General features: G+C 61.9%; 27 protein-coding genes and 1 tRNA gene. 13 read left to right on the forward strand and 15 right to left on the reverse strand.

The window, feature by feature from the left end:
* Positions 1-93 precede the first annotated feature (93 nt).
* Entirely contained in the window at positions 94-273 is a 180-nt protein-coding gene (locus M2281_RS26455; protein WP_280824194.1) for a hypothetical protein, read from the forward strand.
* Between the two features lie 43 nt (positions 274-316).
* Here M2281_RS26455 and M2281_RS26460 read toward each other — a convergent pair whose 3' ends face one another.
* Genes M2281_RS26460 through M2281_RS26470 form a run of 3 tightly spaced genes read right to left on the reverse strand, consistent with a single transcriptional unit; the run spans position 317 to position 2,486 of the window.
* Entirely contained in the window at positions 317-1,057 is a 741-nt protein-coding gene (locus M2281_RS26460; RefSeq protein WP_280824195.1) for an SDR family oxidoreductase, read from the reverse strand.
* Between the two features lie 28 nt (positions 1,058-1,085).
* Entirely contained in the window at positions 1,086-2,075 is a 990-nt protein-coding gene (locus M2281_RS26465; RefSeq protein WP_280824196.1) for an aldo/keto reductase, read from the reverse strand.
* A gap of 15 nt (positions 2,076-2,090) precedes the next feature.
* Positions 2,091-2,486 carry a (R)-mandelonitrile lyase gene (locus tag M2281_RS26470; protein WP_280824197.1) on the reverse strand — a complete coding sequence of 132 codons (396 nt, stop codon included), beginning with the start codon at positions 2,484-2,486 and terminating at the stop codon, positions 2,091-2,093.
* 113 nt (positions 2,487-2,599) lie between these two features.
* Here M2281_RS26470 and M2281_RS26475 point away from each other — a divergent pair, with 113 nt between their 5' ends.
* The gene (locus M2281_RS26475; RefSeq protein WP_280824198.1) at positions 2,600-3,493 is read left to right on the forward strand and encodes a LysR family transcriptional regulator; all 894 of its coding nucleotides are present in this window, start codon (positions 2,600-2,602) and stop codon (positions 3,491-3,493) included.
* A gap of 385 nt (positions 3,494-3,878) precedes the next feature.
* On the opposite strand, the gene M2281_RS26480 is transcribed toward M2281_RS26475, so the two are convergent.
* Positions 3,879-3,954 (reverse strand) — tRNA-Lys (locus M2281_RS26480).
* Between the two features lie 872 nt (positions 3,955-4,826).
* On the opposite strand from M2281_RS26480, the gene M2281_RS29290 reads away from it, so the two are divergent.
* Complete coding sequence (locus M2281_RS29290) at positions 4,827-4,946, forward strand: BA14K family protein (protein ID WP_425537810.1); 120 nt, start codon at positions 4,827-4,829, stop codon at positions 4,944-4,946.
* Positions 4,947-5,014: 68 nt separating this feature from the next.
* On the opposite strand, the gene glpK is transcribed toward M2281_RS29290, so the two are convergent.
* The 9 genes from glpK to coaD form a co-directional block, all read right to left on the reverse strand.
* Positions 5,015-6,508, reverse strand: coding sequence for a glycerol kinase GlpK (glpK, locus tag M2281_RS26490; RefSeq protein ID WP_280824199.1), 1,494 nt, complete (start codon positions 6,506-6,508; stop codon positions 5,015-5,017).
* An 89-nt stretch (positions 6,509-6,597) separates the two neighbouring features.
* Positions 6,598-7,362 (reverse strand): DeoR/GlpR family DNA-binding transcription regulator, encoded by a 765-nt coding sequence (locus M2281_RS26495; protein ID WP_280824200.1) that lies wholly within the window; start codon positions 7,360-7,362, stop codon positions 6,598-6,600.
* A 94-nt stretch (positions 7,363-7,456) separates the two neighbouring features.
* Complete coding sequence (locus tag M2281_RS26500) at positions 7,457-8,866, reverse strand: pyridoxal phosphate-dependent decarboxylase family protein (protein ID WP_280824201.1); 1,410 nt, start codon at positions 8,864-8,866, stop codon at positions 7,457-7,459.
* Positions 8,867-8,903: 37 nt separating this feature from the next.
* The gene (gene tgt, locus M2281_RS26505; RefSeq protein WP_280824202.1) at positions 8,904-10,034 is read right to left on the reverse strand and encodes a tRNA guanosine(34) transglycosylase Tgt; all 1,131 of its coding nucleotides are present in this window, start codon (positions 10,032-10,034) and stop codon (positions 8,904-8,906) included.
* The gene (gene queA, locus M2281_RS26510; RefSeq protein WP_280824203.1) at positions 10,031-11,107 is read right to left on the reverse strand and encodes a tRNA preQ1(34) S-adenosylmethionine ribosyltransferase-isomerase QueA; all 1,077 of its coding nucleotides are present in this window, start codon (positions 11,105-11,107) and stop codon (positions 10,031-10,033) included. The genes tgt and queA overlap by 4 nt, the downstream gene beginning before the upstream one ends.
* Positions 11,107-11,535: a DMT family transporter gene (locus tag M2281_RS26515; protein WP_425537811.1), complete on the reverse strand. Its 429-nt coding sequence runs from the start codon at positions 11,533-11,535 to the stop codon at positions 11,107-11,109. The genes queA and M2281_RS26515 overlap by 1 nt, the downstream gene beginning before the upstream one ends.
* 34 nt (positions 11,536-11,569) lie before the next feature.
* Entirely contained in the window at positions 11,570-12,085 is a 516-nt protein-coding gene (locus M2281_RS26520; RefSeq protein WP_280824205.1) for a peptidylprolyl isomerase, read from the reverse strand.
* Between the two features lie 24 nt (positions 12,086-12,109).
* The gene (locus tag M2281_RS26525) at positions 12,110-12,697 is read right to left on the reverse strand and encodes a peptidylprolyl isomerase (protein WP_280824206.1); all 588 of its coding nucleotides are present in this window, start codon (positions 12,695-12,697) and stop codon (positions 12,110-12,112) included.
* Positions 12,698-12,712: 15 nt separating this feature from the next.
* A complete protein-coding gene (gene coaD / locus M2281_RS26530) occupies positions 12,713-13,213 on the reverse strand; it encodes a pantetheine-phosphate adenylyltransferase (protein WP_280824207.1) in 501 nt (166 codons plus the stop codon).
* A gap of 272 nt (positions 13,214-13,485) precedes the next feature.
* Here coaD and M2281_RS26535 point away from each other — a divergent pair, with 272 nt between their 5' ends.
* Complete coding sequence (locus tag M2281_RS26535) at positions 13,486-13,620, forward strand: hypothetical protein (protein WP_280824208.1); 135 nt, start codon at positions 13,486-13,488, stop codon at positions 13,618-13,620.
* 158 nt (positions 13,621-13,778) lie between these two features.
* Here M2281_RS26535 and gyrA read toward each other — a convergent pair whose 3' ends face one another.
* A complete protein-coding gene (gyrA, locus tag M2281_RS26540) occupies positions 13,779-16,544 on the reverse strand; it encodes a DNA gyrase subunit A (RefSeq protein ID WP_280824209.1) in 2,766 nt (921 codons plus the stop codon).
* 237 nt (positions 16,545-16,781) lie between these two features.
* On the opposite strand from gyrA, the gene M2281_RS26545 reads away from it, so the two are divergent.
* The 9 genes from M2281_RS26545 (at position 16,782) to M2281_RS26585 (ending at position 24,366) form a co-directional block, all read left to right on the forward strand.
* Positions 16,782-17,411 (forward strand): MarC family protein, encoded by a 630-nt coding sequence (locus tag M2281_RS26545; RefSeq protein ID WP_280824210.1) that lies wholly within the window; start codon positions 16,782-16,784, stop codon positions 17,409-17,411.
* Positions 17,412-17,673: 262 nt separating this feature from the next.
* Complete coding sequence (locus M2281_RS26550) at positions 17,674-18,177, forward strand: hypothetical protein (protein ID WP_280824211.1); 504 nt, start codon at positions 17,674-17,676, stop codon at positions 18,175-18,177.
* A 3-nt stretch (positions 18,178-18,180) separates the two neighbouring features.
* Positions 18,181-19,410 (forward strand): HlyD family secretion protein, encoded by a 1,230-nt coding sequence (locus M2281_RS26555; RefSeq protein WP_280824212.1) that lies wholly within the window; start codon positions 18,181-18,183, stop codon positions 19,408-19,410.
* A 283-nt stretch (positions 19,411-19,693) separates the two neighbouring features.
* Complete coding sequence (locus tag M2281_RS26560) at positions 19,694-20,125, forward strand: hypothetical protein (RefSeq protein ID WP_425537812.1); 432 nt, start codon at positions 19,694-19,696, stop codon at positions 20,123-20,125.
* 36 nt (positions 20,126-20,161) lie between these two features.
* A complete protein-coding gene (ppk2, locus tag M2281_RS26565; RefSeq protein WP_280824214.1) occupies positions 20,162-20,983 on the forward strand; it encodes a polyphosphate kinase 2 in 822 nt (273 codons plus the stop codon).
* An 88-nt stretch (positions 20,984-21,071) separates the two neighbouring features.
* Positions 21,072-22,766, forward strand: coding sequence for a SulP family inorganic anion transporter (locus M2281_RS26570; protein ID WP_280824215.1), 1,695 nt, complete (start codon positions 21,072-21,074; stop codon positions 22,764-22,766).
* The gene (locus M2281_RS26575) at positions 22,733-23,059 is read left to right on the forward strand and encodes a DUF3302 domain-containing protein (protein WP_280824238.1); all 327 of its coding nucleotides are present in this window, start codon (positions 22,733-22,735) and stop codon (positions 23,057-23,059) included. Before M2281_RS26570 ends, M2281_RS26575 begins: the two co-directional genes overlap by 34 nt.
* Positions 23,056-23,223, forward strand: a complete 168-nt coding sequence (locus tag M2281_RS26580; RefSeq protein WP_280824216.1) for a hypothetical protein — start codon at positions 23,056-23,058, stop codon at positions 23,221-23,223. Before M2281_RS26575 ends, M2281_RS26580 begins: the two co-directional genes overlap by 4 nt.
* Positions 23,224-23,226: 3 nt before the next feature.
* Positions 23,227-24,366, forward strand: coding sequence for an HlyD family secretion protein (locus M2281_RS26585; protein ID WP_280824217.1), 1,140 nt, complete (start codon positions 23,227-23,229; stop codon positions 24,364-24,366).
* 151 nt (positions 24,367-24,517) lie between these two features.
* Here M2281_RS26585 and ssb read toward each other — a convergent pair whose 3' ends face one another.
* Complete coding sequence (ssb, locus tag M2281_RS26590; RefSeq protein ID WP_280824218.1) at positions 24,518-25,060, reverse strand: single-stranded DNA-binding protein; 543 nt, start codon at positions 25,058-25,060, stop codon at positions 24,518-24,520.
* Between the last annotated feature and the right edge of the window lie 770 nt (positions 25,061-25,830).

Raw genomic sequence — 25,830 nt, forward strand, 5'->3', positions numbered from 1 at the left:
CCAGCGGCTGCCTTGCTGTCTGGGCCTGCCTATCCTCATTCAGGCGGAACATAGGCTTTCGGACGACGTTTTCGTTCGAAAGGGAGAAACACCATGCCGCCCGACAGCGCTCCTCCGCGCCCCTCGCCCGAAAAGGATCCTTCGACGGATGCTCCGTCATGGGAACCCGATGTTTCGGACTTCGATCCCGAGCTCGATGAGGAACGCGAGCAGATCGACCCGACCGAGGAAGAGATCATCCCGTCGCCTCCCCAGCCATTCCCTCCGGTTTGATCGCCGTGGCCCTTGTCGTGCGGCGCTGACCTCGACGCGACTATCAATATTCCTGCCTGGTAGGCCGATACAGGATCTCGTTGACGTCGACGTCCTCTGGCTGGCTCATCGCGAATGCCACCATGCTGGCGAAGGAGTCGGCCGGGATCGCCACCTGGTCGTAAAGCTGGCGCACCCTGTCGGCGACTTTCGGGTCGGTGATGGTGTCGGGGAGCTCGGTCGCGACCGCCCCTGGCGAAATCACGGTCGTGCGTATGTTGTAGGGCTTCACTTCCTGCCGCATACCCTCGGAGATCACGCGCACAGCATATTTGGTGGCGGAATACACCGCGCCTCCCGGCCCCACCTTGTGGCCGGCGACCGAGGCAACATTGATGATGTGGCCGCTCTTCTGCTGCTTCATGTGCGGCAGCACCGCCGCAATCCCGTAAAGCACGCCCTTGATGTTGACGTCGATCATGCGGTCCCACTCGTCGATCTTCAAGCTTTCGAGAAGCGACTGGGGCATCAGGCCGGCATTGTTGATGATGACGTCGACCCGGCCGTGCATCTGCGCCGCACGATCGACCAGATGCTTGACCTGCTCGAAATGCGAGACGTCGGTCTCGATGGCCGCCTCCCTGCCTAGTGAAAGCTCCCCGGCAAGTGTTTGCAGCCGTTCGAGGCGGCGCGCGCCGAGCACTAGCTTTGCTCCGTCCCTCGCGAGGCGACGCGCTGCCGCTTCGCCCAGCCCGCTGCTGGCACCGGTGATGACGACGACTTTGTCATTGATGTTCTCGGTCATGGCGGTTTCCTAATTTTGCACGCGATACTCAGCGATCGACCCGGGCCTGCAGTTCGGGCGGATAGCGGTCGCCCTTCACCTCGACGGCAGCCAGGGAGGCCTCGATCTGGCGGAGGTCGTCGGGCGTCAGCTCGACGCTTGCCGCACCGATGTTTTCTTCCAGGCGGTGCAGTTTGGTGGTGCCGGGGATCGGCACGATCCAGGGTTTTTGGGCAAGGATCCAGGCCAGCGCGATCTGCGCGGACGTGACGCTTTTCCGCGCCGCGATCTGGCCGATCAGCTCGACCAGGGCCTGATTGGCCTTGCGGGCCTCGGGCGCGAACCGAGGCACGAGGTTACGAAAATCGCCGCTGCCGAAGCTCGTGTCCTCATTGATGGTGCCGGTCAAAAATCCCCTGCCCAGCGGGCTGTACGAGACCAAGCCGATCCCGAGTTCCTCCAGCGTCGAAAAAACCTTCGTCTCGGGTTCGCGCCACCACAGCGAATATTCGCTCTGCAGTGCCGTAACCGGCTGCACCGCGTGAGCCTTGCGAATGGTCTGAGCGCCGGCCTCGGACAATCCGAAATGCCTGACCTTGCCTTCGCGGATCAACTCCTTCACGGCTCCCGCGACGTCCTCGATGGGGACGTTCGGGTCGACGCGGTGCTGATAAAAGAGGTCTATGTGGTCGGTCTTCAGCCGTTTCAGCGACGCTTCGGCGACGTCCCGGACATGCTCGGGGCGGCTGTTGGTGCCGCTCTGCCCGCCCTTGTCGTCGAACTCAAAGCCGAATTTCGTGGCGATGACCACCTGCTGGCGCAATGGTGCGAGTGCCTCGCCCAAGAGCTCCTCGTTCTTGTAGGGGCCATAAGCCTCGGCCGTATCGAAGAACGTCACGCCGCGCACGACGGCGCCGCGAAGGAGTTTGATCGCCTCTTGCCTGTCCATGGCCGGGCCATAGGCGAAGCTGAGGCCCATGCAGCCGAGCCCGATGGCGGAAACCTCAAGACCACTGTTTCCGAGTTTGCGCTTTTGCATTTTCGTATCCTTGTTTCACGCTCGGTACTGTTCGTCGCTGACCTTCTCCATCCAGTCGACGACCTTGCCCTCAAGGGCCTCGGCGATGGCGATGTGGGTCATGGCAGTCGTTGGCGTCGCGCCATGCCAGTGCCTTTCGCCGGGCTCGAACCACACTACATCGCCGGGCCTGATTTCCTCGACCGGGCCGCCCTCGCGCTGCGCCCAGCCACAGCCCGACGTCACGATCAGGGTCTGTCCCAGAGGATGCGTGTGCCAGGCGGTGCGAGCGCCGGGCTCGAAAGTGACGATCGCGCCACCGACGCGCGCCGGCGCGCTTCTCGAAAACGGGGAGTCGAGGCGGACAGTTCCCGTAAAGTAATCAGCCGGTCCCTTGGCTGACGGCTGCGTTCCGTTTCGCTTGATTTCCATGTTGTCTTTCCCTTCGGCTGTCTCTCGATCTCGGATGCTTGCGGAATTTACCCACGACAGGCGCTGCGAATTAGCTGCTATAATGCGCATGAACCCATGAGATGGATTCATGAATGGCGCGTGAGAACATCAACGACCTGATCGCCTTCCTGGCCGTTGCCCGGGAGCGGAGCTTTACCCGGGCCGCTGCAAAGCTCGGCGTTTCGCAATCGGCACTTAGCCACACTATCCGCGGGCTGGAGGAGCGGCTCGGAATTCGGCTGCTGACACGCACCACCCGCAGCGTAGCGCCCACGGCGGCGGGCGAACGCCTGCTGCAAACAGTAGGGCCGCGCTTCGAAGAGATCGAGACCGAACTGGCTGCGCTCAGCGACATGCGCGACAAGCCGGCCGGCACCATCCGCATCACCACGGTCGAGCACGCCGCCGAAACAATCCTCTGGCCTGCCATGGCAAGGCTGCTGCCGGACTATCCGGACGTCAATGTCGAGATAGCCGTCGATTCCAGCCTGACGGATATCGTCACCGAGCGTTATGACGCCGGTGTCCGGCTCGGCGAACAGGTCGCCAAGGACATGATCGCCGTTCGCATCGGGCCGGACATGCGCATGGCGGTTTTCGGGGCGCCGTCCTATTTCGCGCGGCATCCGAGGCCGCTAACGCCGCAAGACCTTACGGCGCACAATTGCATCAATTTGCGCCTGCCGACCTATGGCGGGCTCTATGCCTGGGAGTTCGAGAAGAACGGACGGGAACTAAGGGTGCGCGTCGAAGGCCAGGTCGTTCTCAATTCACCCAAGCTGATCGTTCAGGCGGCCGTGTCAGGACCTGGACTGGCCTGCCTGCCGGAAGACCATGCCGAAGCGCATTTCGCCGATGGGCGGCTCATACGCGTTCTCGAAGACTGGTGTCCGCCCTTCCCCGGCTATCATCTCTACTACCCGAGCCGCCGGCAGTCGTCGCCCGCCTTCGCGCTGCTGGTCGATGCGCTGCGCTATCGAGGCTGAAACGCCTCCGAATCGGCATCTCGGCCAGTACTGAAATCGTGAAACGAATTGAATGGCGCGCCCTATGGCGCGGGCGCATGTTGGAGAAAAGCGAATGCCGGAGATCGCACCAACGAATATGGTGGCGGGAGGCTTGGCATCACTTGCCGACTCTTGGGCCGGATCGACCGTAAGGCAAAGAGGACATCCCGATGCCTATGGACTCAATCATTGTTACGGTCTGCGTGACCGTTGTTTTCGTCGCCTTTGCCGCGGTCCTTGCCTTCGGGATGATAACATCCGGGAAGTGAGAACGGTCCCCTCGAAGACGTGATCCGGAAGCGCCAACTAGCGCGATGCCTTCACAAGGTAAAAATCTAATAGAATCAATCGGTGATTTTGGCGGTGGTGGGCTGGATGGGACTCGAACCCATGACCCCAGAATTAAAAGTTCCGTGCTCTACCATCTGAGCTACCAGCCCTTCGCCAAGCCGCCCCTTCTGTCCGTTGCCGAACAAAATACCCTGAAACGCTGCAGATCGAAAATGCAGACGAGGTCCGCAATGTCTGTTTCTGGATCGTCGGCCGAAGCCTGGGTGGGCGTCTTCGTGAGCCGCCTGTGGCGACCGCGAGATTGCGGCGGAACATAGGGAGAGTGCTTCGGCCGGTCAACCGGAAAAACGACCTTTCCAGCAGCTTGTTGGAAAAGGTGTCCGGACGCCGTCCGAAATCCCGTCCAGACACGGGATGAAAAGCAAAAATACCAGTATTATCAGTACCTTGGTCTTTTTCTGGAACTAACGCAGCAAGCGAGACGTTGATGAATCGAGGGATGCTTATGCTTTCGTAGCAGGAGATTATGATGAGTAAGCTTCTTTCGAGCCTCTGCGCCTCGTTTCTGTCGCTCTCCGTTGTCGTTTCTCCCATTGTGCCGGCTGGTGCGGGAGAGATAAACATTCCGAGGTCGGCAACGGTACAGCCAGACAACGCGGGCCTGCAGACAGTTCAGTATCGGAGACGTGCCGGCGGCGTACGTTGGCACGGACCGCGAGGTGGTGGCGCCGCGTGGCGCGGGCCTCGCGGAGTCCATGGCGTTCGGTGGCATCACGGATTCGGCGGCAGAAACGTCGTGCGGTGGCACGGGCCTCGCGGCCGCGGCCGCGTCGTGGGATGGCATGGAATAGGCGGCAGACCGTTTGTGCGCGGTGGTGTATGGCGCGGCGGCAACTTCTACTGGCGCGGATATCGCGGCTTTCGCACTGCCCGGCCGGGCTTCCGCTTCTATAACGGCTGGTGGTTTCCACCGGCTGCTTTCGGTACCGCAGCGATCGTAGGTCCTCGGCCCACCTTCTATATGTCCAACCCGCACGCGCAGTGGTGCGCCAACCGCTTCATTTCGTATCGGGCTTCGGACAACACCTTCCAGCCATTCAATGGACCGCGGCGCCAGTGCGTGTCGCCCTTTGGCAGCTGAAGACCTGTCAGCAAGCACTCTGAGCCCGCATTCCACGATGCGGGCTCTTTGATTCCAGGTCTTTGATTCTATGTCTTGCTGAGCGTGCGGCGAACGGCATCGCGCCAGCCTTTCAGCCTGGCCGAGCGTTGCCTCTCGTCCATCTTCGGTTCGAACCGGCGGTCGAGCGCCCAGGACTGGGCAAACGCCTTCTCGTCGGGCCACACCCCTGCCCGCGAGCCGGCAAGCCAGGCCGCGCCCAAGGCGGTGGTTTCCAATGTGGTCGGCCTGTCGACCGGCGCGTCGAGAATGTCGGCCAGGCGTTGCATCGTCCAGTCCGACGCGACCATGCCGCCGTCGACGCGCAGAACCGTCTTGCCTGAGTTGACCTTCCAGTCCTTCCTCATCGCGTCGAGCAGGTCCCGCGTCTGGAAGGCGACCGATTCGAGCGCGGCGCGCGCGAATTCGGCCGGCCCGGTGTTGCGCGTCAGGCCGAATATCGCCCCCCGCGCCTCGGCATCCCAATGCGGAGCGCCCAGGCCGACGAAGGCAGGCACCAGATAGACGTCCTGAGCATCGTCGGCGTGGTTCGCGAGCTCGCCGCTGTGCTCGGCCTTGCCGATGACCTTGATGCCGTCACGCAGCCACTGAACGGCAGCACCAGCTACGAAGATCGAGCCTTCCAGCGCATAGGTGGTCTTGCCGTTCAGCCGGTAGGCGATCGTGGTCAGCAGCCTGTTCTTTGAGCGGACGAAATCGGCGCCCGTGTTGAGCAGCGCAAAGCAACCGGTGCCATAGGTCGACTTCATCATGCCAGGCTCGAAGCAAGCCTGGCCGATAGTGGCCGCCTGCTGGTCGCCGGCGACGCCCTTGATGGGGATTTCGGCGCCGAATAAGTCCTTGTCCGTCGAGCCGAAATCATCGGCGCAGTCCTTCACCTCCGGCAGCAGGGCTGCGGGAATGCGCAGGATCTCCAAAAGCTCCGGGTCCCAGGCGTTGGTGCGGATGTTGTAGAGCAGCGTGCGCGAAGCGTTGGTGGCATCGGTGGCGTGCACCTTGCCGCCTGTGAGCCCCCAGATGAGAAAGCTGTCGATCGTGCCCGCGAGCAACTCGCCCTTCTCCGCCCGCTTGCGCGCGCCCTTCACCTTGTCGAGCACCCAGGCGATCTTGGTTCCGGAGAAGTAGGGATCGAGCAGCAGGCCGGTCTTGCGCGCGAAAACCGGCTCAAGCCCCTGGGCCTTCAGCTTTCGGCAGAGCTGAGCGGTGCGGCGGTCCTGCCAGACGATGGCATTGTGGATCGGCTTTCCGGTCTGCCGGTCCCAGATCACCACCGTTTCACGCTGGTTGGTGATTCCGATGGCGGCAATGTCGGCCGGCCGGCACTTGGCCCGCTGCAACGCTGTCCGGCAGGTGTCGACAACACTTTGCCAGATGTCTTCCGGATCGTGTTCGACCCAGCCGGAAGCCGGAAAATGCTGCGGAAACTCCTGCTGGCCGACCCCGATGGCGCGCCTGTTCTGATCAAAGACGATGGCACGGCTCGATGTCGTGCCCTGATCGATTGCAAGCACCAAACCGTTCATTCGCGCTCCCCTTCATGCAGTCGGCGCATACGAAGGGATGGCCGGAACGAATGTCAAACGAAAAATACCGAAACTACCTGGATATGATTTCAAAGGCCGGTCTCGATTAGCTGGACCTCGGCCTCGCGGCAGATCCTGCGGATTTCCTCGCTGTTGCAGCGGTCGGTAATGAAGGTGTCGACCTGGGAGAGATGGCCGATTCGCACCGGCGCCATGCGTTCGAATTTTGTCGCGTCGGCGACCAGGATGACATGGCGCGCATTGGCGATGATGGCCTGTGCGACTTTCACTTCGCGGAAATCGAAATCGAGCAGGCCGCCATCCTCGTCGATCGCCGACGTGCCGATGACCGCGTAATCGACCTTGAACTGCTTGATGAAATCGACCGCCGCCTCGCCGACGATACCGCCGTCCGAGCCGCGGACAACGCCGCCCGAGATCACGACCTCGATCTCAGGATAGACCCGCATCCTGTTGGCAACATTAATGTTATTGGTAATCACCATCAGGCCGGTGTGGTCGAGCAGGGCCTTGCTGACCGCTTCGGTGGTGGTGCCGATATTGATGAAGAGCGAAGCCTTGTCGGGAATCAGGCGGGCGGCGGCGCGGCCGATCGCATCCTTCTCCTCGGCCGCGATCTTGCGGCGTGCCTCGTATTCGACATTCTCGATTCCGGAGGGAAACAGCGCGCCGCCATGGATGCGGCTGAGCAGGCGCTGATCGCACAGATCGTTGAGATCCTTGCGGATTGTCTGCGGGGTAACGCCGAAATGGGCCGCGAGTTCATCGACCAGAACGCGGCCAGAATCCTTGGCCATCTGGATTATTTCGGCATGCCGCGGCGACAGGAACACAAGACAACTCCAGTCTTCGTTTCTGTCTATTCTAATGCAAAACGAAAGGCGGCGGAAGTTGGGCCGTCGGGCGGCCCAACCACGTTATTCACCGCTAAAGCATAGCCGCAATCTCGGTGATGACCGCAAAGGCGTCCCGCACATCCTGCTCGGTCGCCTCGAATTGGCCCGCCTGGAAGCGGATGGCGAAGCGGCCGTCGACGCGCGTCTGGGTGAGATAGATGCGGCCGTCGTCGTTGATGGCGTTGAGAAGCCGCTGGTTGTGCGCGTCGAGATCGGCAACGCCTGCCGGCGCATGGCGGAACGAAAACAGCGACAGCATGGGCTCGGTCACGATCTCGAAACCGGGCTCCTTGTCGAGTTGCGCCGCAAGAGCCTCCGTCCAGGCAACATGGTTGCGGATCATCTGGCGCAGCCCTTCCAGCCCGTGCGCCCGCAGCAGGAACCACAGTTTTAGCGCGCGGAAGCGGCGGCCGAGCGGCACCGACCATTCCGAATAGTTGATGATGCCGTCCTTGCCGTGCGTCTTGAGATATTCGGGCTTGATGGCCAGCGTGCGGACGAGCACGTCGGGATCACGCACGAACTGCACCGAGCAGTCAAACTGTGCGCCGAGCCATTTGTGCGGATTGAAGACGATCGAATCCACGCCTTCGATGCCGATCCAGAAATGCCGGAACTCCGGGCAGATCATCGCCGACCCGGCCCAAGCCGCATCGACATGCAGATAGAGGCCGTATTTTTGCGCAATCGCCGCCACTGCGGCGATGTCGTCGGTGCCGCCGACGCTTGTGCCGCCCACGCAGGCGATGATGCCCGCCGGCAGGAAGCCGCTTTTCTTGTCGGCCAGGATTGCCGCTTCGAGTGCGGCCACATCCATCGCACGGAACTTTCCGCCGGCCGGAATGCGTACGAGATTGTCCTCGCCGACGCCGGAAACCCAGATGGCGCGGTCGATGGAGGTGTGAACCTGATCCGACGAATAGATGCGCAGGCCCGGCTGACCGGACAGGCCCTGCTTGTTGCCCTGCCAGTCAAGCGCGCGCTCGCGCATGCAAAGCACGGCAGCCAGCGTGGCCGAGGACGCGCTGTCCTGAATCACGCCCGAAAAGCCTTCGGGCAGCCCAAGCGCCTGGCGCAGCCAGTCGATGACTTTCGTTTCGAGCTCAGTGGCGGCCGGCGAGGTCTGCCACAGCATGCACTGCGCGGCCATGACGGTGACGAGATATTCCGCAACCACCGAAACCGGAGCCGCATTGGCCGGGAAATAGGCGAAGAAGCGCGGATGCTGCCAGTGCGTCATGCCGGGCAGGATCTTCTCCTCGAAGTCGGCGAAGATCTGTTCCATCGGCTCGGCCATTTCGGGCGGAGAGGCCGCAATGCGCGCTGCGACTTCGCCGGGCTGGGTCTGCGCCCTTACTGGCCGCTCACGCAGGGTTTCGCGATAATCCGCGCCCCAGTCGGCCGCCTTCCGCGACCAATGTCGAAATTCTTCGCCGTTCAATTCATCCTCCCCTGGCCGGACCTAAGTCCGTTGCCCCCTATAGAGCAGAAATATCGCCCCTCGCCCAGCCTTCCGAAACCTCGGCCACATGCTCGGCAAACCTGCCCTGCTCGATCGCGTTGCGCAGGCCCTGCATCAGGCTCTGGTAGTAGGAAAGGTTGTTCCAGGTCAGCAGCATGGCGCCCAGCGCCTCCTGCGAACGAACCAGGTGATGCAGATAGGCGCGCGAATAGTCGCGCGCAGCCGGGCAATCGCTTTCCTCGTCGAGCGGGCGATGGTCGTCCGCATGGCGGGCATTGCGCAGGTTCACCTTGCCGCGCCGCGTGTAGGCCAGGCCGTGGCGGCCGGCGCGGGTCGGCATCACGCAGTCGAACATGTCGATGCCGCGTGCGACCGATTTGACGATGTCGTCCGGCGTCCCGACGCCCATCAGATAGCGCGGCTTGTCGGCCGGGAGTTCGGGACAGGTGATATCGAGCATGTCGAGCATCACGTCCTGCGGCTCGCCCACCGCGAGGCCGCCGACGGCATAACCCTTCAGCCCAAGGCTCGACAGCGACTGCGCCGAGCGCTCGCGCAGACGGGGATTGTCACCGCCCTGCACGATGCCGAACATCGCCTTGCCGGGCTGGTCGCCGAAAGCGGTCTTGCAGCGCTCGGCCCAGCGCAGCGAAAGCTCCATGGCCCGCTCGATCTCGGGTTCCTTGGCCGGCAATGCCGTGCATTCGTCGAGCTGCATCTGGATGTCGGAATCGAGCAGCCCCTGGATCTCGATCGAACGTTCGGGCGACATCTCGTAGGGCGCGCCGTCGATATGCGAGCGAAAGGTGACGCCCTTCTCGGTGATCTTGCGCAGCTTCGACAGGGACATGACCTGGAAGCCGCCGGAATCGGTCAGGATCGGGTGGGGCCAGCGGGCGAATTCGTGCAGGCCGCCGAGTTTTGCCACGCGCTCGGCGCCGGGCCGCAGCATCAGGTGATAGGTGTTGCCGAGGATGATGTCGGCGCCCAGATCGCGCACCTGGTCCATATACATGGTCTTCACCGTGCCGCCGGTGCCCACGGGCATGAAGGCCGGGGTGCGGATGGTGCCGCGCGGCATGGTGATCTCGCCGCGCCGCGCCTTGCCGTCGGTAGCGAGGACTTTGAAGGTAAACTCGGTGCTCATTTATCGGTCCTGAACAGCAGGCTTGCGTCGCCGTAGGAATAGAAGCGGTAGCCGGTGTCGATCGCATGCCGGTAGGCATCGCGCATGGCTTCTAAGCCGCAGAAGGCAGAAACCAGCATGAACAGCGTCGAACGCGGCAGGTGGAAATTGGTCATCAGCACATCGACCGCCCGGAACTTGTAGCCGGGAGTGATGAAGATATCCGTGGCGCCTGACCAGGCGGTCATGGTGCCGTCCGGCGCTGCAGCGCTTTCCAGCAGGCGCAGCGAGGTGGTGCCGACGGCAATGACGCGGCGGCCTTCGGCGCGCGCGGCATTGATGGCGGCCGCCGTCTCATTCGATACGTAGCCGATTTCGGCATGCATCTTGTGGTCGGCCGTGTCGTCGGCCTTCACCGGCAGAAAAGTGCCGGCGCCGACATGCAGGGTCACGAAATGGCGTTCAACGCCGCGCGCGTCGAGCGCAGCGAACAGTTCGGGCGTGAAATGAAGACCGGCGGTAGGGGCGGCAACCGCGCCCTCTTCCCGCGCATAGACGGTCTGGTAGTCCTTGCGGTCCTGCTCGTCGTCCGGACGCTTGGAAGCGATGTAGGGCGGCAGCGGGATGTGGCCGACCGCGTGCAGCGCCTCGTCGAGCAGCGGACCGGACAGGTCGAAAGCCAGCAGCACCTCGCCCGCCTCGCCCTTTTCGACGACCGCGGCATCGAGCGCGCCGAGCATGCAGGCCTCGGCGCTATGGCCGAACTGGATGCGATCGCCCTCGGCCACGCGCTTACCGGGCCGCACAAATGCCTTCCAGCGGTCGGGACCGACGCGCATGTGCAAGGTGGCGTCGACATGCGCCACCGCCTCGCCGCGCTGGCGAATCCCCTTCAGCTGGGCGGGAATGACTTTGGTGTCGTTGAAGACGAGGACGTCGCCCGGCTCGAGCAGCGACGGCAGATCGCCCACACGCTTGTCCTCGAGCGGCTCGCCAGGGCGCACCAACAAAAGCCGCGCGGAATCGCGCGGCTCGGCCGGGCGAAGAGCGATGTGCTCTTCCGGTAGGTCGAAATCGAAAAGGTCTACGCGCATCAGTAAAGTCGGATCATCAAGGCTCCGGCGAGCAGCAGCACCGCGCCGACGATGCGGCCCATGGAGATTTCGCGGACGGCCACGCCCAGGAAGCCGACGCGGTCAACCAGCATGCCAGCCAAGAGCTGTCCTGCCACCAGGAACGCCATCAGCGCGGCCGCGCCGATGCGCGGCGTGAGAAACACCGAGCTCGTCACATAGACCGCGCCCAGCGCGCCACCGGCCAGGAACATCCAGGGAGCGGGCGCGCGCCAGTCGATCGCGAGCCCTTGGGTCCTTGTCGTGAAGAAGGTGATGAGGCTCAGCACCACCGCCCCGGCAAGGAAGGAAATGGCGGCCGCGGCGACGGGCACGCCCAGCCCGCGCGCGAGCTGGGCATTGATCGGCGCCTGAATGGCGATGAAAGCGCCAGACAGGATACCGAGCATTGACCAGAGGATATTCGCCACGGCCGTATTTTCCTTATTCGGCGACGTCAGCCGCGACCTTCATCGACACGATCTTGTCGGGATCCTGAACCGGCTCGCCGCGCTTGATCTTGTCGACATTCTCCATGCCTTCGATGACCTGGCCCCAGACCGAGTACTGGCGGTTGAGGAAGCCGGCGTCGTCGAAGCAGATGAAGAACTGCGAGTTGGCGGAGTTCGGGTTCTGCGCACGGGCCATCGAGCAGGTGCCGCGGCCGTGGTTGGCGTTGGAGAACTCGGCCTTCAGGTCCGGCTTGTCGGAGCCGCCCATGCCGGCGCGGGCCGGGTTGAAGTTCGGGCCATCGGACTTGCCGAACTTGACGTCGCCGGTCTGGGCCATGAAGCCGTCGATGACGCGGTGGAACACGACGCCGTCATAGGCGCCTTCGCGTGCCAGTTCCTTGATGCGGCCGACGTGGCCGGGAGCGAGGTCGGGGAGGAGTTCAATGACAACCCTGCCCTTCGTGGTCTCCATGATGAGCGCGTTTTCGCGATCCTTGATTTCGGCCATGTCAGATTCCTTTCCGGATGCCAGTTACTTGCCGTCGCCGGCGATGCGCACCTTGACCATGCGATCAGGTTCGCTGACAACCCCGTTGGCGGCGGGATCACCCTTTTTTATCTTGTCGACGAGTTCCATGCCGCTCTCGACATTGCCGACGATGGTGTAATTGCCGTCGAGGCCGGGGTTCGGAGCATACATGATGAAGAACTGCGAGTTCGCCGAATTCGGGTTCTGCGCACGCGCCATGCCGACGGTGCCGCGCGCATAGTGCTCGGTGGAGAACTCGGCCGGCAGGTTGGGCAGATCCGAGCCACCGGTGCCGGCACGGTCCGCGTCAAAGCCCTTGGCCATGTTGCCGAACTTTACGTCGCCGGTCTGGGCCATGAAGCCGTCGATGACGCGGTGGAAGGCGACATTGTCGTAAGCGCCTTCGCGCACGAGCCTCTTGATCTGCGCGACATGCTTGGGCGCCAGGTCCGGCCGCAACGCGATGGTGACGTCGCCGTCCTTGAGCGTGACGATCATGGTGTTGTCGGGATCGGCCGCCCAGGCAGGAAGCGAGGCGCCGACGAGACCGGCCATGACGACGAATGACGAAGCGAGCCGTTTGAACTGCATGAAGGGTCTCTCCCTTTAAATTGAGAATTTGGCAGCCAGCGCGTCTGCGACGACTTCCGGCACGAAAGGACGAATGTTGCCACCCATCGAGGCTATCTGGCGAACGAGTGTGGCGGTAATGGTACGCACCGACGGGCTGGCCGGCAGGAACACGGTCTGCAATTCCGGCGCCATTGTCTCGTTCATGCCGGCCATCTGCATCTCGTAGTCGAGGTCGGTGCCGTCGCGCAGGCCGCGGATCATGATCGAAGCGCCATGCTTGCGGGCGGCGTCGATGACGAGGCCGCTGAACGACACGACCTTGATGCGCCGGCTTTCCGCACCGAACTCGTCGGCTGCCGCCTTCTCGATCAGATGCACGCGCTCCTCGAACGAGAACAACGGCTTCTTGTTCGCCTGAACGCCAATGGCAGCATAGACCAAATCGGCGACGGCGAGCGAGGCCTTCAGCACGTCGAGATGGCCGTTGGTGAGTGGGTCGAAGGACCCGGCATAGATGGCAACGCGATCGGTCATGGCGTGTTTCTAACGCATTAGCCCAAAAATCGAAATCGATTTTTAGGCAGGATTACACGTGGATTCAAAGCGTTACAGCGGCTTTAACCGCCCCTTCAGGAACATGGGGCCGTAGTGGCACACGGATCACCGGCAACCGGCCGGTGCTTCGACGTTGAACCGCAAGTGAACGGAGCGATCACAACAAGTTCAAGTCGCGACAAGTAACGTCATCTGGAAAGCATGAAACCAAAGCTCCAGATCAAGCGTTGGAGGGTCAGGAGAACAAGACCATGATGATTTACATGCTCGCTGCTGCAATGACCGTGGCCATGCTGATTGCGACTGCAGTCGGTCTCCATCAGGAGTCGCAACGCCTGCGCTTCAAGGAGCAGAAGGTGCGCTCCAAGGACTTCGGTCGTCGCTGACCGCCCTCACCGCCTCGCAACCTCCCGACGAGGCGGTTTTCACGTTGGAAAAGCTGTCGGAAGCCTTTGGCGGATCTTTCTCAAATGATCCACCGGCTTGGTAGAGCCCGGTTCCGATCGAATGGAACGGGGCTCTGATTTCGAGCTGGGTCGAACGCTTATTCGGCGGTCTCTTCAGCCGCTCCGTTGCCGTCTTCCACTCCGTTGCCTTCCTCGCCTTCCGGCTCGGAAATACGCTCGACGGAGACCACCTTCTCGTCCTCGGCGGTATTGAAGATGGTGACGCCCTTGGTGGCGCGGCTTGCGATGCGAATGCCGTCGACCGGAACGCGGATCACCTGGCCGCCGTCCGAAACCAGCATGATCTGGTCTTCATTGCCCACCGGGAAGGTGGCGACGAGACGACCGATTTCCGCAGCCTTCGAGACGTCGGTGGCGCGGATGCCCTTGCCGCCACGGCCCGTCAGACGGAAATCGTAGGACGAGGAGCGCTTGCCGTAGCCGTATTCGGTGACGGTCAGCACGAACTCTTCCCGCGCCTTCAGCTCTTCGTAGCGCTCGGCCGACAGGCTGGTCTCCTCGCCGATTTCCTCGTTGGTGAGCGCGATGTCCTCGTCCTCGCCGGTGGCAAGCTTGCGCTCGTTAACCGATTGCTTGAGGTAGGCCGCCCGTTCCGCCGGGGTGGCGTCAACGTGGTGCAGGATGGTCATCGAGATAGCGCGATCGGTCTCCAGCATCGAAATGCCGCGTACGCCGACCGAATTGCGGCTCTGGAAGACGCGCACGTCCGAAACCGGGAAGCGGATGCACTGGCCAGACCCGGCGGTCAAAAGCACGTCGTCATTGTCGGTGCAGGTCTCGACGCCGAGGATCTCGTCGCCTTCCTCCTCGAGCTTCATGGCGATCTTGCCGTTACGCTTCACGTCGACGAAGTCGGACAGCTTGTTGCGACGGACGGTACCACGCGTGGTGGCGAACATCACGTCGAGCTCGCCCCAGCTTGACTCGTCCTCGGGCAACGGCAGGATGGTGGTGATGCGCTCGCCCTGCTCCAGCGGCAGCATGTTGATCAAAGCCTTGCCGCGCGACTGCGGGTTGCCGATCGGCAGGCGCCAGACCTTTTCCTTATAGACGATGCCACGCGAGGAGAAGAACAGCACCGGCGTATGCGTGTTGGCCACGAACAGCCGCGTGACGAAATCCTCGTCCTTGGTCGACATGCCCGAGCGGCCCTTGCCGCCGCGGCGTTGCGCCCGGTAGAGCGACAGCGGCACGCGCTTGATGTAGCCTGAATGGCTGACGGTGACGACCATGTCCTCGCGCTGGATGAGGTCCTCGTCCTCCATGTCGGCGCCGCCCTCCGACAGCTCCGTACGGCGAGGCGTGCCGAACTCGTCGCGAACCAGGGCAAGCTCGTCCTTGACGATCTGCTGGATGCGCGCACGCGACGACAGGATGTCGAGATAGTCGGTGATCTCGGTGCCGATCGTGTTCAATTCGTCGGCGATTTCGTCACGACCCAGTGCTGTGAGGCGTTGCAGGCGCAGTTCGAGGATGGCGCGGGCCTGTTCCTCGGACAGGTTATAGGTGCCGTCGTCGTTGATGCGATGGCGCGGATCGTCGATGAGGCGGATCAGCGACTCCACATCGCTGGCAGGCCAGCGGCGCTCCATCAACTGGTCGCGCGCCGACTGCGGATCGGGCGCGGTGCGGATCAGCTTGATCACTTCGTCGATGTTTGCGACGGCAATGGCCAGGCCCACCAAGACGTGGGCGCGATCGCGCGCCTTGCGCAGCAGGTATTTCGTGCGCCGGCTGATGACCTCTTCGCGGAAGCTGACGAAGGCCTTCAGCATGTCGACCAGCGTCATCACTTCCGGCTTGCCGCCGTTCAACGCCACCATGTTGGCGCCGAACGAAGTCTGCAGCGGCGTGAAGCGATAGAGCTGATTGAGGATGACCTCGGCATTCGCATCGCGCTTGAGCTCGATGACGACGCGGTAACCCTGCCTGTCGGATTCGTCGCGGATGTCGGAGATACCTTCGATGCGCTTGTCGCGCACCAACTCGGCCATCTTCTCGATCATCGTCGCCTTGTTCACCTGGTAGGGAACCTCGGTGACGATGATGGCCTCGCGCTCGTTGCGGATCTTTTCGATATCGACGCGACCGCGCATGACGATCGAGCCGCGGCCGGTGGAATATGCGTTGTAGATGCCGGAGCGGCCAAGCACGATGGCGCCGGTGGGGAAATCCGGGCCCGGAATAATCTCCATCAGCGACGGCAAATCCATCACCGGATTGTCGATCAAGGCGATCGCACCGTTGCACACTTCAGCGAGATTGTGCGGCGGGATGTTGGTCGCCATACCGACCGCGATGCCGCCTGAACCGTTGACCAAAAGGTTCGGGAAGCGGGCCGGCAGAACGCGCGGCTCCTTGCCGGAAGCGTCATAGGTTTCCTGGAAATCGACGGTATCCTTGTCGATGTCCTCCAGAAGCTCATGCGCGACCTTGGTCAGGCGCGCTTCCGTGTAACGCATCGCCGCCGGCGGATCGCCGTCGATGGAGCCGTAATTGCCCTGCCCGTCGATCATGGGCACGCTCATCGACCAATCCTGCGCCATGCGGACCAAGGCGTCATAGATCGAGGCGTCGCCGTGCGGGTGATATTTACCCATCACGTCGGCGACGGGGCGCGCCGACTTCACATATTTGCGGTTCCAGTGGTAGCCGCTCTCGTGCGAGGCATAGAGGATGCGGCGATGAACCGGCTTGAGGCCGTCGCGTACGTCCGGAAGCGCACGACTGACGATGACGCTCATCGCATAGTCGAGATAGGAGCGCTGCATCTCCTCGATAATCGAGACAGGCTCGATGTCGGAGGGGCCGCCGGGTCCACCCGGTATCTTCTGGTCGGTCAAGTCAGGTCACTGAGTCCGTTGGAATCAACGTCCTTTATATAGGAACGACTCGGAATTCTCCAACTTCGGCCGCGCTTTTCCCAAACTGCTTTTCCATCGATAATTCAATTGGATAAGCTGGGAAGCCGTAACCCTGCGGCACCTAGGCAGAAATAACAAACCCTCCGCACGAAGCAGCATCTTGGGGGCTGGCGCTGCACGCGGCGTCAGGATAGCTTGCGGACAGGAGGACGATTGATGCAAAGTTTCGACAGTATTTTCAATGCCTTCGTGACCATACTCGTCACCATCGACCCTCCCGGACTGGCCCCGCTCTTCCTGGCCCTGACGCGTGGCATGACGCGTCACCAGCGCCAGCAGGTATCGATCCGCGCCAGCGTGATCGGCTTTGCCATACTTGCGCTCTTCGCAATTGCCGGCGCGGCAATCCTGTCGGTATTCGGCATCACGCTGCCGGCCTTCCGAGTGGCCGGCGGCATGCTCCTGTTCTTCATCGCCTTCGAGATGGTTTTCGAAAAGCGGCAGGATCGGAAGGAAAAGATCTCTGACGTCGCCATCACGCGCGACCACATCCACAATCTCGCAGCCTTTCCGCTGGCCATCCCGCTGATCGCCGGGCCTGGCGCCATCTCGGCGACCGTACTGTTGTCCGGCTCGTTCCAGGGCTGGATGGCGCAGGTAACGCTCGTCGGCATCATCCTGGCCTGCCTTATCCTGACCTATGTGGTCTTCGTGCTTGCCGAACGCATCGACGGCCTGCTCGGCCAAACCGGCCGGTCGATCCTGACGCGACTTCTGGGCGTGATCCTTGCGGCGCTGGCCGTGCAGTTCGTCGCTGACGGCATCAAGGCACTCGCGGCGGCGTAGGTATCATCTGCCGTCGGGTTCGGCGTGTATCGCGATAGAAATTGCCAGGCCTGCCCCTGCAGGCGACACAGCAAAATATCGTGACACACAAAACGACGTCGCTCCCTATATAATAATATCGAAGAACGACGCGACCACGGAGCGAAGCGAAGCTCCATAGGTCCTAGGCGTAAGCGAATCCAACGTCGAGGACCGCTTTCTTCGCATCGATGTAAGCGTTTTACGGCCAAGTGCTTGCTACTCTTGTAAGGGGAGCTCAGACATGGCGGAGCCGTTGCATCCAGCGGCAGTGGACCATCTGCCCTTTTTCATTACGGCGCCAGGACAGACAGACGTTCTCCTCGTCGCGATGTTCATCTTTATTCTGCTGATTATTTTCCTGGCCGGAATCTTGTACTTTCGGCTGCACGCCCTCCCCGAGCACATGGCCCATGGCGCCAGCAAGGGTCAGTTGCAGCTGGTTGCTGTGCTCGCGCTGATTGCCCTGTTTACGCACAATCACCTGTTCTGGATCGCAGCCCTGCTCCTGGCGCTGATCGAATTCCCGGATTTTTCCAGCCCCATCAGCTCAATGGCCAGCTCGCTTCGGAAGATTGCCGGCATGGCTGGCAAGCAAGCCGAACCCGCATCGACAGAAGCCGCAGCGGGGCCGGCAGAAGCCCAGCCGGCGCCGACAAGGCCGCATTCAGTCCAAACCGAACCTCAGTTGACGCGGGTCGAGGAGCCTGGTGCTGCCGCCGAAGATCTTTCCGAGCGGAGGGGATGAGCCATGCTTGAATTCATGATCTGCTCCATGCTTACGATCTTTCCGGACTACCTTTTCCGTCGCTATGTCCAGGGCAAGAGGATCGGCCAGGAGATCAACCTCTATACAATGTGGTTCGAGCTGCGTTGGGGCATCACCGCTTGTGTGATCCTGACGCTTTCGCTGATCACGGCGATCTTCTACTTCCACCCCTCCACCAGCAACGTCACGGCAATCTTCCGCACCGTCACGATCCTGCCGGAGACCAACGGCCGCGTGAAGGAGGTCTATGTCAACACCAATGACAAGGTGGAGGCCGGTGCTCCACTGTTTCGGTTGGACGACGCGAAGCAGAAGGCCGCTATCGAAACCGCAAGCCGGCGCGTGGAAGAAATAGATGCCGAGACAACGGTGACCGAAACCGAGCTTGCGGAAGCGGACGGCGTGATCACCCAGGCCGAAGGCGCCTTACAACAGGCAGTGGATGAATATGAAACCCAGGTCGAACTGAACAAGCGCAATCCGAACGTCGTGGCAAGGCGCGAGATCGAGAAGCTGCAAGTGGCCACGGAAACCAAAAAGGGTGGGCTGGCCGCAGCTGTAGCCAACAAAACGACGTTGGAGACCAAGATTTCTTCACTTCTGCCGGCGCAGAGAGCGAGCGCCGAAGCCGAACTTGCCCAGGCAAAGGTGGAATTCGAGAAAACCGTCGTGCGCGCCGGCACCGCCGGGACAGTTCAGCAGTTTTCGCTACGGCCCGGAGATATCGTCAATCCGCTGATCCGCTCTGCCGGCATACTGATACCCGAGGATCGCCGCGTGGCCCTGGTGGCAGGTTTTGGCCAGATCGAGTCCCAGGTCCTCAGGCCAGGGATGATCGCTGAGGTGACATGCATCGGCAAACCCTTCACCATTATTCCGATGGTCGTGACCGAGGTCCAGGAGGCCATTGCCGCCGGCCAGATGCGCCCGACCGATCAGCTCATCGACGTGCAGCAGATAGCCCGCCCCGGAACGCTGACCACCTATCTGGAGCCGCTCTACGAGGGACAACTCGAGGGCATTCCTCCGGGAAGCAGTTGTATTGCCAACGCCTATACGAGCAATCACGATGAGCTGGAGCACGGCAATCTGAGCACCGGACGCTGGTTCGTCCTGCATGCAATCGATGCGGTTGGACTGGTGCACGCCATGATATTGCGCCTGCAGGCTATCATGCTGCCGGTTCAAACGCTGGTGTTGACGGGGCACTGACAAGTCCCCAGGCGACGCCGCGATAGTCGCCTTTCGACCTAATCGTTCCGTCTCGACGGAACCTGGGAAAGGTGAGAAAGTTTATCTCCGCAATCGACAGCAGTCGTCGGTGCGGAAGTTCGGTCGGCGGCCAGTGGCCCTCCCCGACCGAAGCATCTTCGGGATCGCTTACGATACCGGAACCGGGGGACGGAATGCCGCGCGCTCCAGCGCGCGGGGTCTGCCGAGAGAAAGGTGCCCCATGACCAATACCGACCCGACAAAGGGCGACGACATCGAGCAGATGCTGCCGACCGCCAAGGATGTGATGCGGAAGCTTGCGGTGATCGAAGGCGAGAAAGCCTCCGAAGCGATGCAGCGGGCCAAGCACATCGAGGACGAAAAGAAACAGCTGATCGAAAAGCTCAGCAAGCCATCCGGTCTCTCCCGGGAAGAAAGGATCAAGCTGGCCGCCAACGTGATCCAGCGCGCGGTGAACAACGGCCTTACCGAGGTCGAGGTCTACCGCTTTCCCAACGAGCTCTGCACCGATGGCGGACGCGCCCTCAGCCAGAACGAGCCGGGTTGGGAAGACACGCTGACCGGCATTCCGCGCGAAATCTACGAGCTCTGGCAAGAGCACCTGAAGCCGCGCGGCTACAAGATCCGGTATCAGGTCGTCGAATATCCCGGCGGAATCCCCGGAAAAATCGGAGTTACCCTGAGCTGGCACTAAGCGCCGCCCATTGTCACAACAACGAATGGTGCTCCCATGTTGGACAAGAAGGAAAACCGCCGCGAACTCGAACAGATGAGCCGCAAGAGTTACTACAAGGAGCTGCGCAAGCTTCAGGAAAAGCTTTGCGATCTTCAGGAATGGGTGAAATTCAAGGGACTGCGCGTCATTATCCTGTTCGAGGGCCGAGACGCTGCCGGCAAGGGCGGGACCATCAAGGCACTGACCGAGAAGGTGAGCCCGCGCGCGTTCCGGGTTGTGGCTCTTCCCGCCCCATCGGACCGCGAAAAGACCCAGATGTTCATGCAGCGCTATATGACCCATTTCCCGGCGGCGGGCGAAATCGTCATTTTCGACCGCAGCTGGTACAACCGGGCCGGCGTCGAATATGTGATGGGCTTCTGCACCGAGAGCGAATATCACCGCTTCCTGGAACTGTGCCCGGAAATCGAGAAATATATCGTCGATGGCGGCATCCTTCTGATCAAGCTCTGGCTTGAGGTCGGGATGAAGGAGCAGAAAAAGCGGTTCGAGGCGCGCATAGACGACCCCTTGCGCCAATGGAAGCTGAGCCCGATGGATCTGGAGTCGTACCGGCGCTGGTATGATTATTCGAGAGCTCGCGACAACATGCTGCACGCAACCCATACCGAGCATGCGCCATGGTATGTCGTGCGCTCCGACAACAAGCGCCGCGCGCGCCTCAACTGCATTTCGCAGATCCTGAAGCTGATCCCCTACGAGAAAGCGCCGCTCAAGCGCGTCGTTCTGCCGAACAGATCGGCCAAGGACGCTTATGACGACAAGGCCAGCCTTCGCGACGCGTTCTTCGTGCCGGATGAGCACTGGCCTTCCTGAACAGGACGGCCGCGCGATATTCAGAAATCAGGGGCGATTTGCACGCCGGCCCCGGGCGGAGCTGAGACCTTGAGATGAGGAGTCTGCAGTGCTTGGCCGGCTTCCCGTTCTGACCAGTCTGAGAGGCTACCAATCCGCCTGGATCCGCAACGACATTACCGCCGGTCTCGCGATCGCTGCGGTAGCCATCCCGAGTGCGATTGCCTATCCCGCGATTGCCGGCTTGCCGCCGGAAGTGGGCGTCTATTCGAGCATTCTTCCGCTCCTCGGATACGCCCTTTTCGGCCCCTCGCGGAAACTCATCGTCGGGCCGGATGCCGCGGTGATGACGGTGCTGGCCGCTGTGCTTGCCACCACTATGGTGCATACGCCACAGGATCGTGTCGTGATCGCATCGGCGCTGGCCTTGGCCGTTGGCGTCTTCTGCCTCATCGGCAGCAGGCTTCACCTCGGGGTGCTGGCCTCCTTCCTGTCGAAGCCTATCCTGGTCGGCTTCATCAGCGGCATTTCCATTTCCATCCTCGTAGGTCAGATAGGACGGTTCACGGGCCTGCGCATCGAGTCCGACGGGCTCATCCCGCCGCTGGTGGAACTGCTGCAAAAATCCGACTCGATCCATTGGCCGTCGGTCCTGCTTGGCCTGGTAATGCTGGCCATCCTGTTGGCGCTCAAGCGCTCGCCAATTCCCGGCCCGGTGGTCGTGGTTGTCCTCGCCGTTGCCGCCTCGGCGCTTTTCGACTTCGAAGGCAAGGGCATCAAGGTGGTGGGCACCCTGCCCCGGTCCCTTCCAGCCCTATCCCTCCCGCTCTCGCCGGCAATCTCGACAAGGGACCTCCTGTTAGGGGCCGCCGCGGTCTGGCTGGTCGGCTTCGGCTCGGGGCTCGTCGCGGCGCGAAGCTTTGGGGCGCGCGACAAATTCGACGTGGACGCCAATGCGGAACTCAACGGCTTCGGGGCGGCCAACATCGCATCCGGGCTGTTCAGCGGCTTTCCGGTGACGGTTTCGGATTCGCGTACCGCAACCAACATCTCAGTTGGCGGTCGCTCTCAGCTTTCCGGGCTTGTGGCCGCGCTGGCGCTCACCATCTCGCTTTTCTATCTCAATGATGCCCTCAGGCTGATGCCCCAGCCGGCGCTAGGCGCCATTCTTGTCGCCGCAGCCATCAGCCTCATCGACGTCAAAAGCCTGCGCGAGATCTGGCACATCAGCAAGCTGGAGTTCGCCTTCGCGCTGATCGGCATGTGGGGCGCAATCAGCCTTGGCGTGCTCAGAGGCGTGGTGATCGCCGTCGCCGGCACCCTGTTATACGTGCTTCTCAAGGAGATGCGCCCGCGCGACGCAATGCTCGGCCAGATCCCCGGCCAGCACGGCTTCTACAAGCTGCACAGATCGAAGGTCGCCAAGCCCGTTCCCGGCCTGGCGGTCTGCCTGATCCAGGGAAGCCTGCTGTTCTTCAACGTTGACTACGTCAAACAACGCCTGAAAGCGGTCCTGGAAGGTCTTCCCAAAGACACGCGTTGGTTCGTGCTCGACGCCAGCGCCATCGTCCAGATAGACTCGACGGCGGCGGAGATGCTGGAAGATGTACGGCAGGCATGCGTCGAACGCGGCCTCGCCTTCGGCCTTGCCGAACTGCATATCGAGCCGAGGAAGATTCTGGAGCGGGCAGGCCTGCTCCAGAAAATCGGCGATGCGATGATCTTCGACGACCTCGAAGACGTGGCGACCGCTTTCGACCAAGGCCAGCAATCGCCGAAACCGCAGTTGGGCGACCGCGCTTAGAACGCGAAAATGAAGACGGCGCCGTCTACGCCCTCTACTGGCTTGGCAAGTTTCCCGGCGAGACGGCCCGTGCACGCGGCCATCCCCAGGCGTCCGCGATTTCGGTTTGCGGATGGCTCGGTTTGCTGTTCCCGCCGCTGTGGCCGATCGCCCTTATCTGCGCCTATCTCAATCCGCGTGGGCAAGAGCCCACGCCGCCTCCCGACCTTTCGGGCCTGCGCGCAGCGCTCGACGCGGCGACCGCCAAAGTGGCGCAGATCGAGCAAAGGCTCGGAAAGACCGGTGCCTCATGATCCCGGCAATGATCGCCTCCGTGCTGATCCTTTACTGGTACTGGCGCGACAGCCGCCCCAAGCCGGGCGAGCCCGTGCCCGGCAGCGCGGAGGCGCTGAGCCGGGAACTGTCGGCTCTCAATGCGAGGCTCGACAAGGTCCTCGACGAGATGCCGAAGAGGTAGCGGATGCAGTGGCCCCTTTTCCTCGGTTACGCCGCGCTCATCTGGCTGATCTTCGTCAAGCTCAGGATAGTGCGGCTGTCGCTGCCGCTCGCCATTTTGTTCGCCGCCGCCGGGCCATTGCTCTTCTTCTTCATCCTCATGGCGATGAATTTCTATCAGCCCGGCTCGAGCGACGTTCAGGTGCTGCACCGTGTGGTGCAGATCGCGCCGCGCACTTCCAAGCCTGGGCGCGTGCAGAATGTCGCGGTGCAGGCGAATACGCCGCTGATGACGGGAGACGTGTTGTTCACGATCGATCCGGAGCCCTTCGAATTCGATGTCGAGCGCCTCAAGGCGTCGCTCGCCGCGGCCGAACAGAATGTTGCCGAACTCAAGGCGGGGCTGGACCAGGCCACTGCCGCGCGCCACCGCGCCGAAGCCCAGACCGAACTGGCGAAGGAGGAGTTCGGCCGCCAGAGCGAACTCTTGAAGAGAAAGGTGGTTTCGCAAGCAGACGCCGACACCGCCCAGCGCAATCTCGATACCGCAAAGCAGGCGGAGAACGGAGCCAAGGCTGCTGAAGACCGGGCCAGGCTGGAGCTGCAGTCCAACATCAATGGCGAGGACACATCGGTCGCGCAGGTGCGTCAGCAACTCGAGGCGGCGCAAAACGACCTAGCTGAAACCAAAGTCGTCGCACCCTGCAGCGGCTTCGTCTCCAATGTGAACATCCTGCCCGGCGAGGTGGTAAGCGCTGGCGTCGCAGTAATGCCACTCATTTGCGATGTCTCGCCGGGAAACCGGGGCGAAGTAGTGGCGACCTTCCCGCAAGGAGCGTTTCTCGGGGTAAGGCCTGGAGACTACGCCGAAGTCATCTTTCCTATGTATCCCGGTCGCGTGTTCACCGCGAAGGTGCTCAACACGATCGACATCACGAGCGGCGGTCAGATTCCTGTCGGCGGCATCATCCCGCAGATCGATGGCTCGACAAATGCGCCACGCTTCGCCGCAGTGCTCAAAATGGACAACCCAGATCTCCGCCTGCCGGCGGGAGCCCGCGGCGAAGGTGCGGTGTACACCGACAAGGTGCCCTTCGCCGGCTTGTTCCGCAAAGGGCTGATACGCACCGACACCATCCTGAACTATGTGAAATGGGGGACGTGATCGAGGCGCGCATGGCTGGGCGACGTATGACCGGCTGGCGACAAAGCAAGAGCAGCGAGGTGTTCATGTCCTCGACATGCCCACGACGCTGCTCAAATCAATAACCAGTGTAACGATTTAATGGCCAACTAATTGGCCATGCATTCCGGCCTTAGAACGGAATCTCGTCGTCGAGGTCGCGCGACGAACCGCCGCCACCACCGCCGCCACCGCGATTGCCGCCGCCGCGACCGTAGTCGTCCGACGGGCCCGACTGGCCGAAATCGGAGCCACGGCCGCCACCATAACCGCCGCCGCCACCGCCACTACCATATCCGACCTGACCGCTGTCGCCGCCCTGCCCGCGGACGTCGAGCATCTGCAACTCGCCACGGAACTTCTGCAGCACCACTTCGGTGGTGTAGCGCTCGTTGCCGTTCTGGTCCTGCCACTTGCGGGTCTGCAACTGACCCTCGACATAGACCTTCATGCCCTTCTTCAGGTACTGCTCGGCAACCTTGGCCAGATTGTCGTTGAAGATCACGACATTATGCCACTCGGTCTTTTCCTTGCGCTCGCCCGAGTTCTTGTCGCGCCAGCTTTCCGAGGTCGCGACGCGAATGTTGACGACCGGCTCGCCCGAATTCAAACGCCTGACTTCGGGGTCCGCGCCAAGATTACCGACCAAAATGACTTTATTGACGCTACCCGCCATGACACCGCTCCGCGCTCATCCTAACAAAACTGCACTGCTGCCGGCGCATTCTATATGATCGCCGCAAGCCGGGCCTCTTGACCCGGCAAAATTCGAACTCTGTCCACAAATTGTTTTGTTCTATTTTTGTTCTAAGGTAGGTTTGTACGAATTGCAAGGCCTCGTTGCCGGGGGGGCGCTGCATTCGGCTGCTCCCGACTTGGCGATCCAGTCGCTGCCAATACCCAGAACGAGAACGGCCTCGCCGCTCGTTCAGGAGCGCGCGAGGCCTTCGTGGCATATTTTCGCCAGATGTCGGGAGTGGTTTACCGACTTTAAGTTCAGAGATTCCGTAGTTTTCAGGCTACGGTCCGATGTGAAATTATTCCTGATTTTTGGGATGATACAGATGGCCGACCTTACCCGGTACCCAAGGTGGTCAGACCTGCTGCGGCCTCACGGCGAGGTGAGGCCAATTCGGATTGTCCGGTGGGGTCATACCTCGCTCCATGTGTGTTAACGCCTATGCCTTTCGAGGCGTTTATTCGCCGTTTGCGGCGTCTCGCAAACTTGCCCGTCGGCCACGAAGAACATCACCGATGCTCAACCTCGAATGACAAAGCCATTCTGCCCCCATCCTTCCGTAGGGTCAACCTTGGAGTGACAGGCGTGCCAAATGACCGCAGTTGCCGTCAGCGAGTCCAGGCGAACGTGGGGGCAGCGCCCGTCGGCCACGGATCAGGTGACCAACCGAGACAAAACATGTCAGGAGTGCGTTCGGCCTTTGTTCT

Origin of the sequence: Pseudaminobacter soli (ex Li et al. 2025) (genome assembly GCF_029892515.1) — a bacterium.
In the GTDB taxonomy this organism is placed as follows: Bacteria; Pseudomonadota; Alphaproteobacteria; order Rhizobiales; family Rhizobiaceae; genus Pseudaminobacter; species Pseudaminobacter soli_A.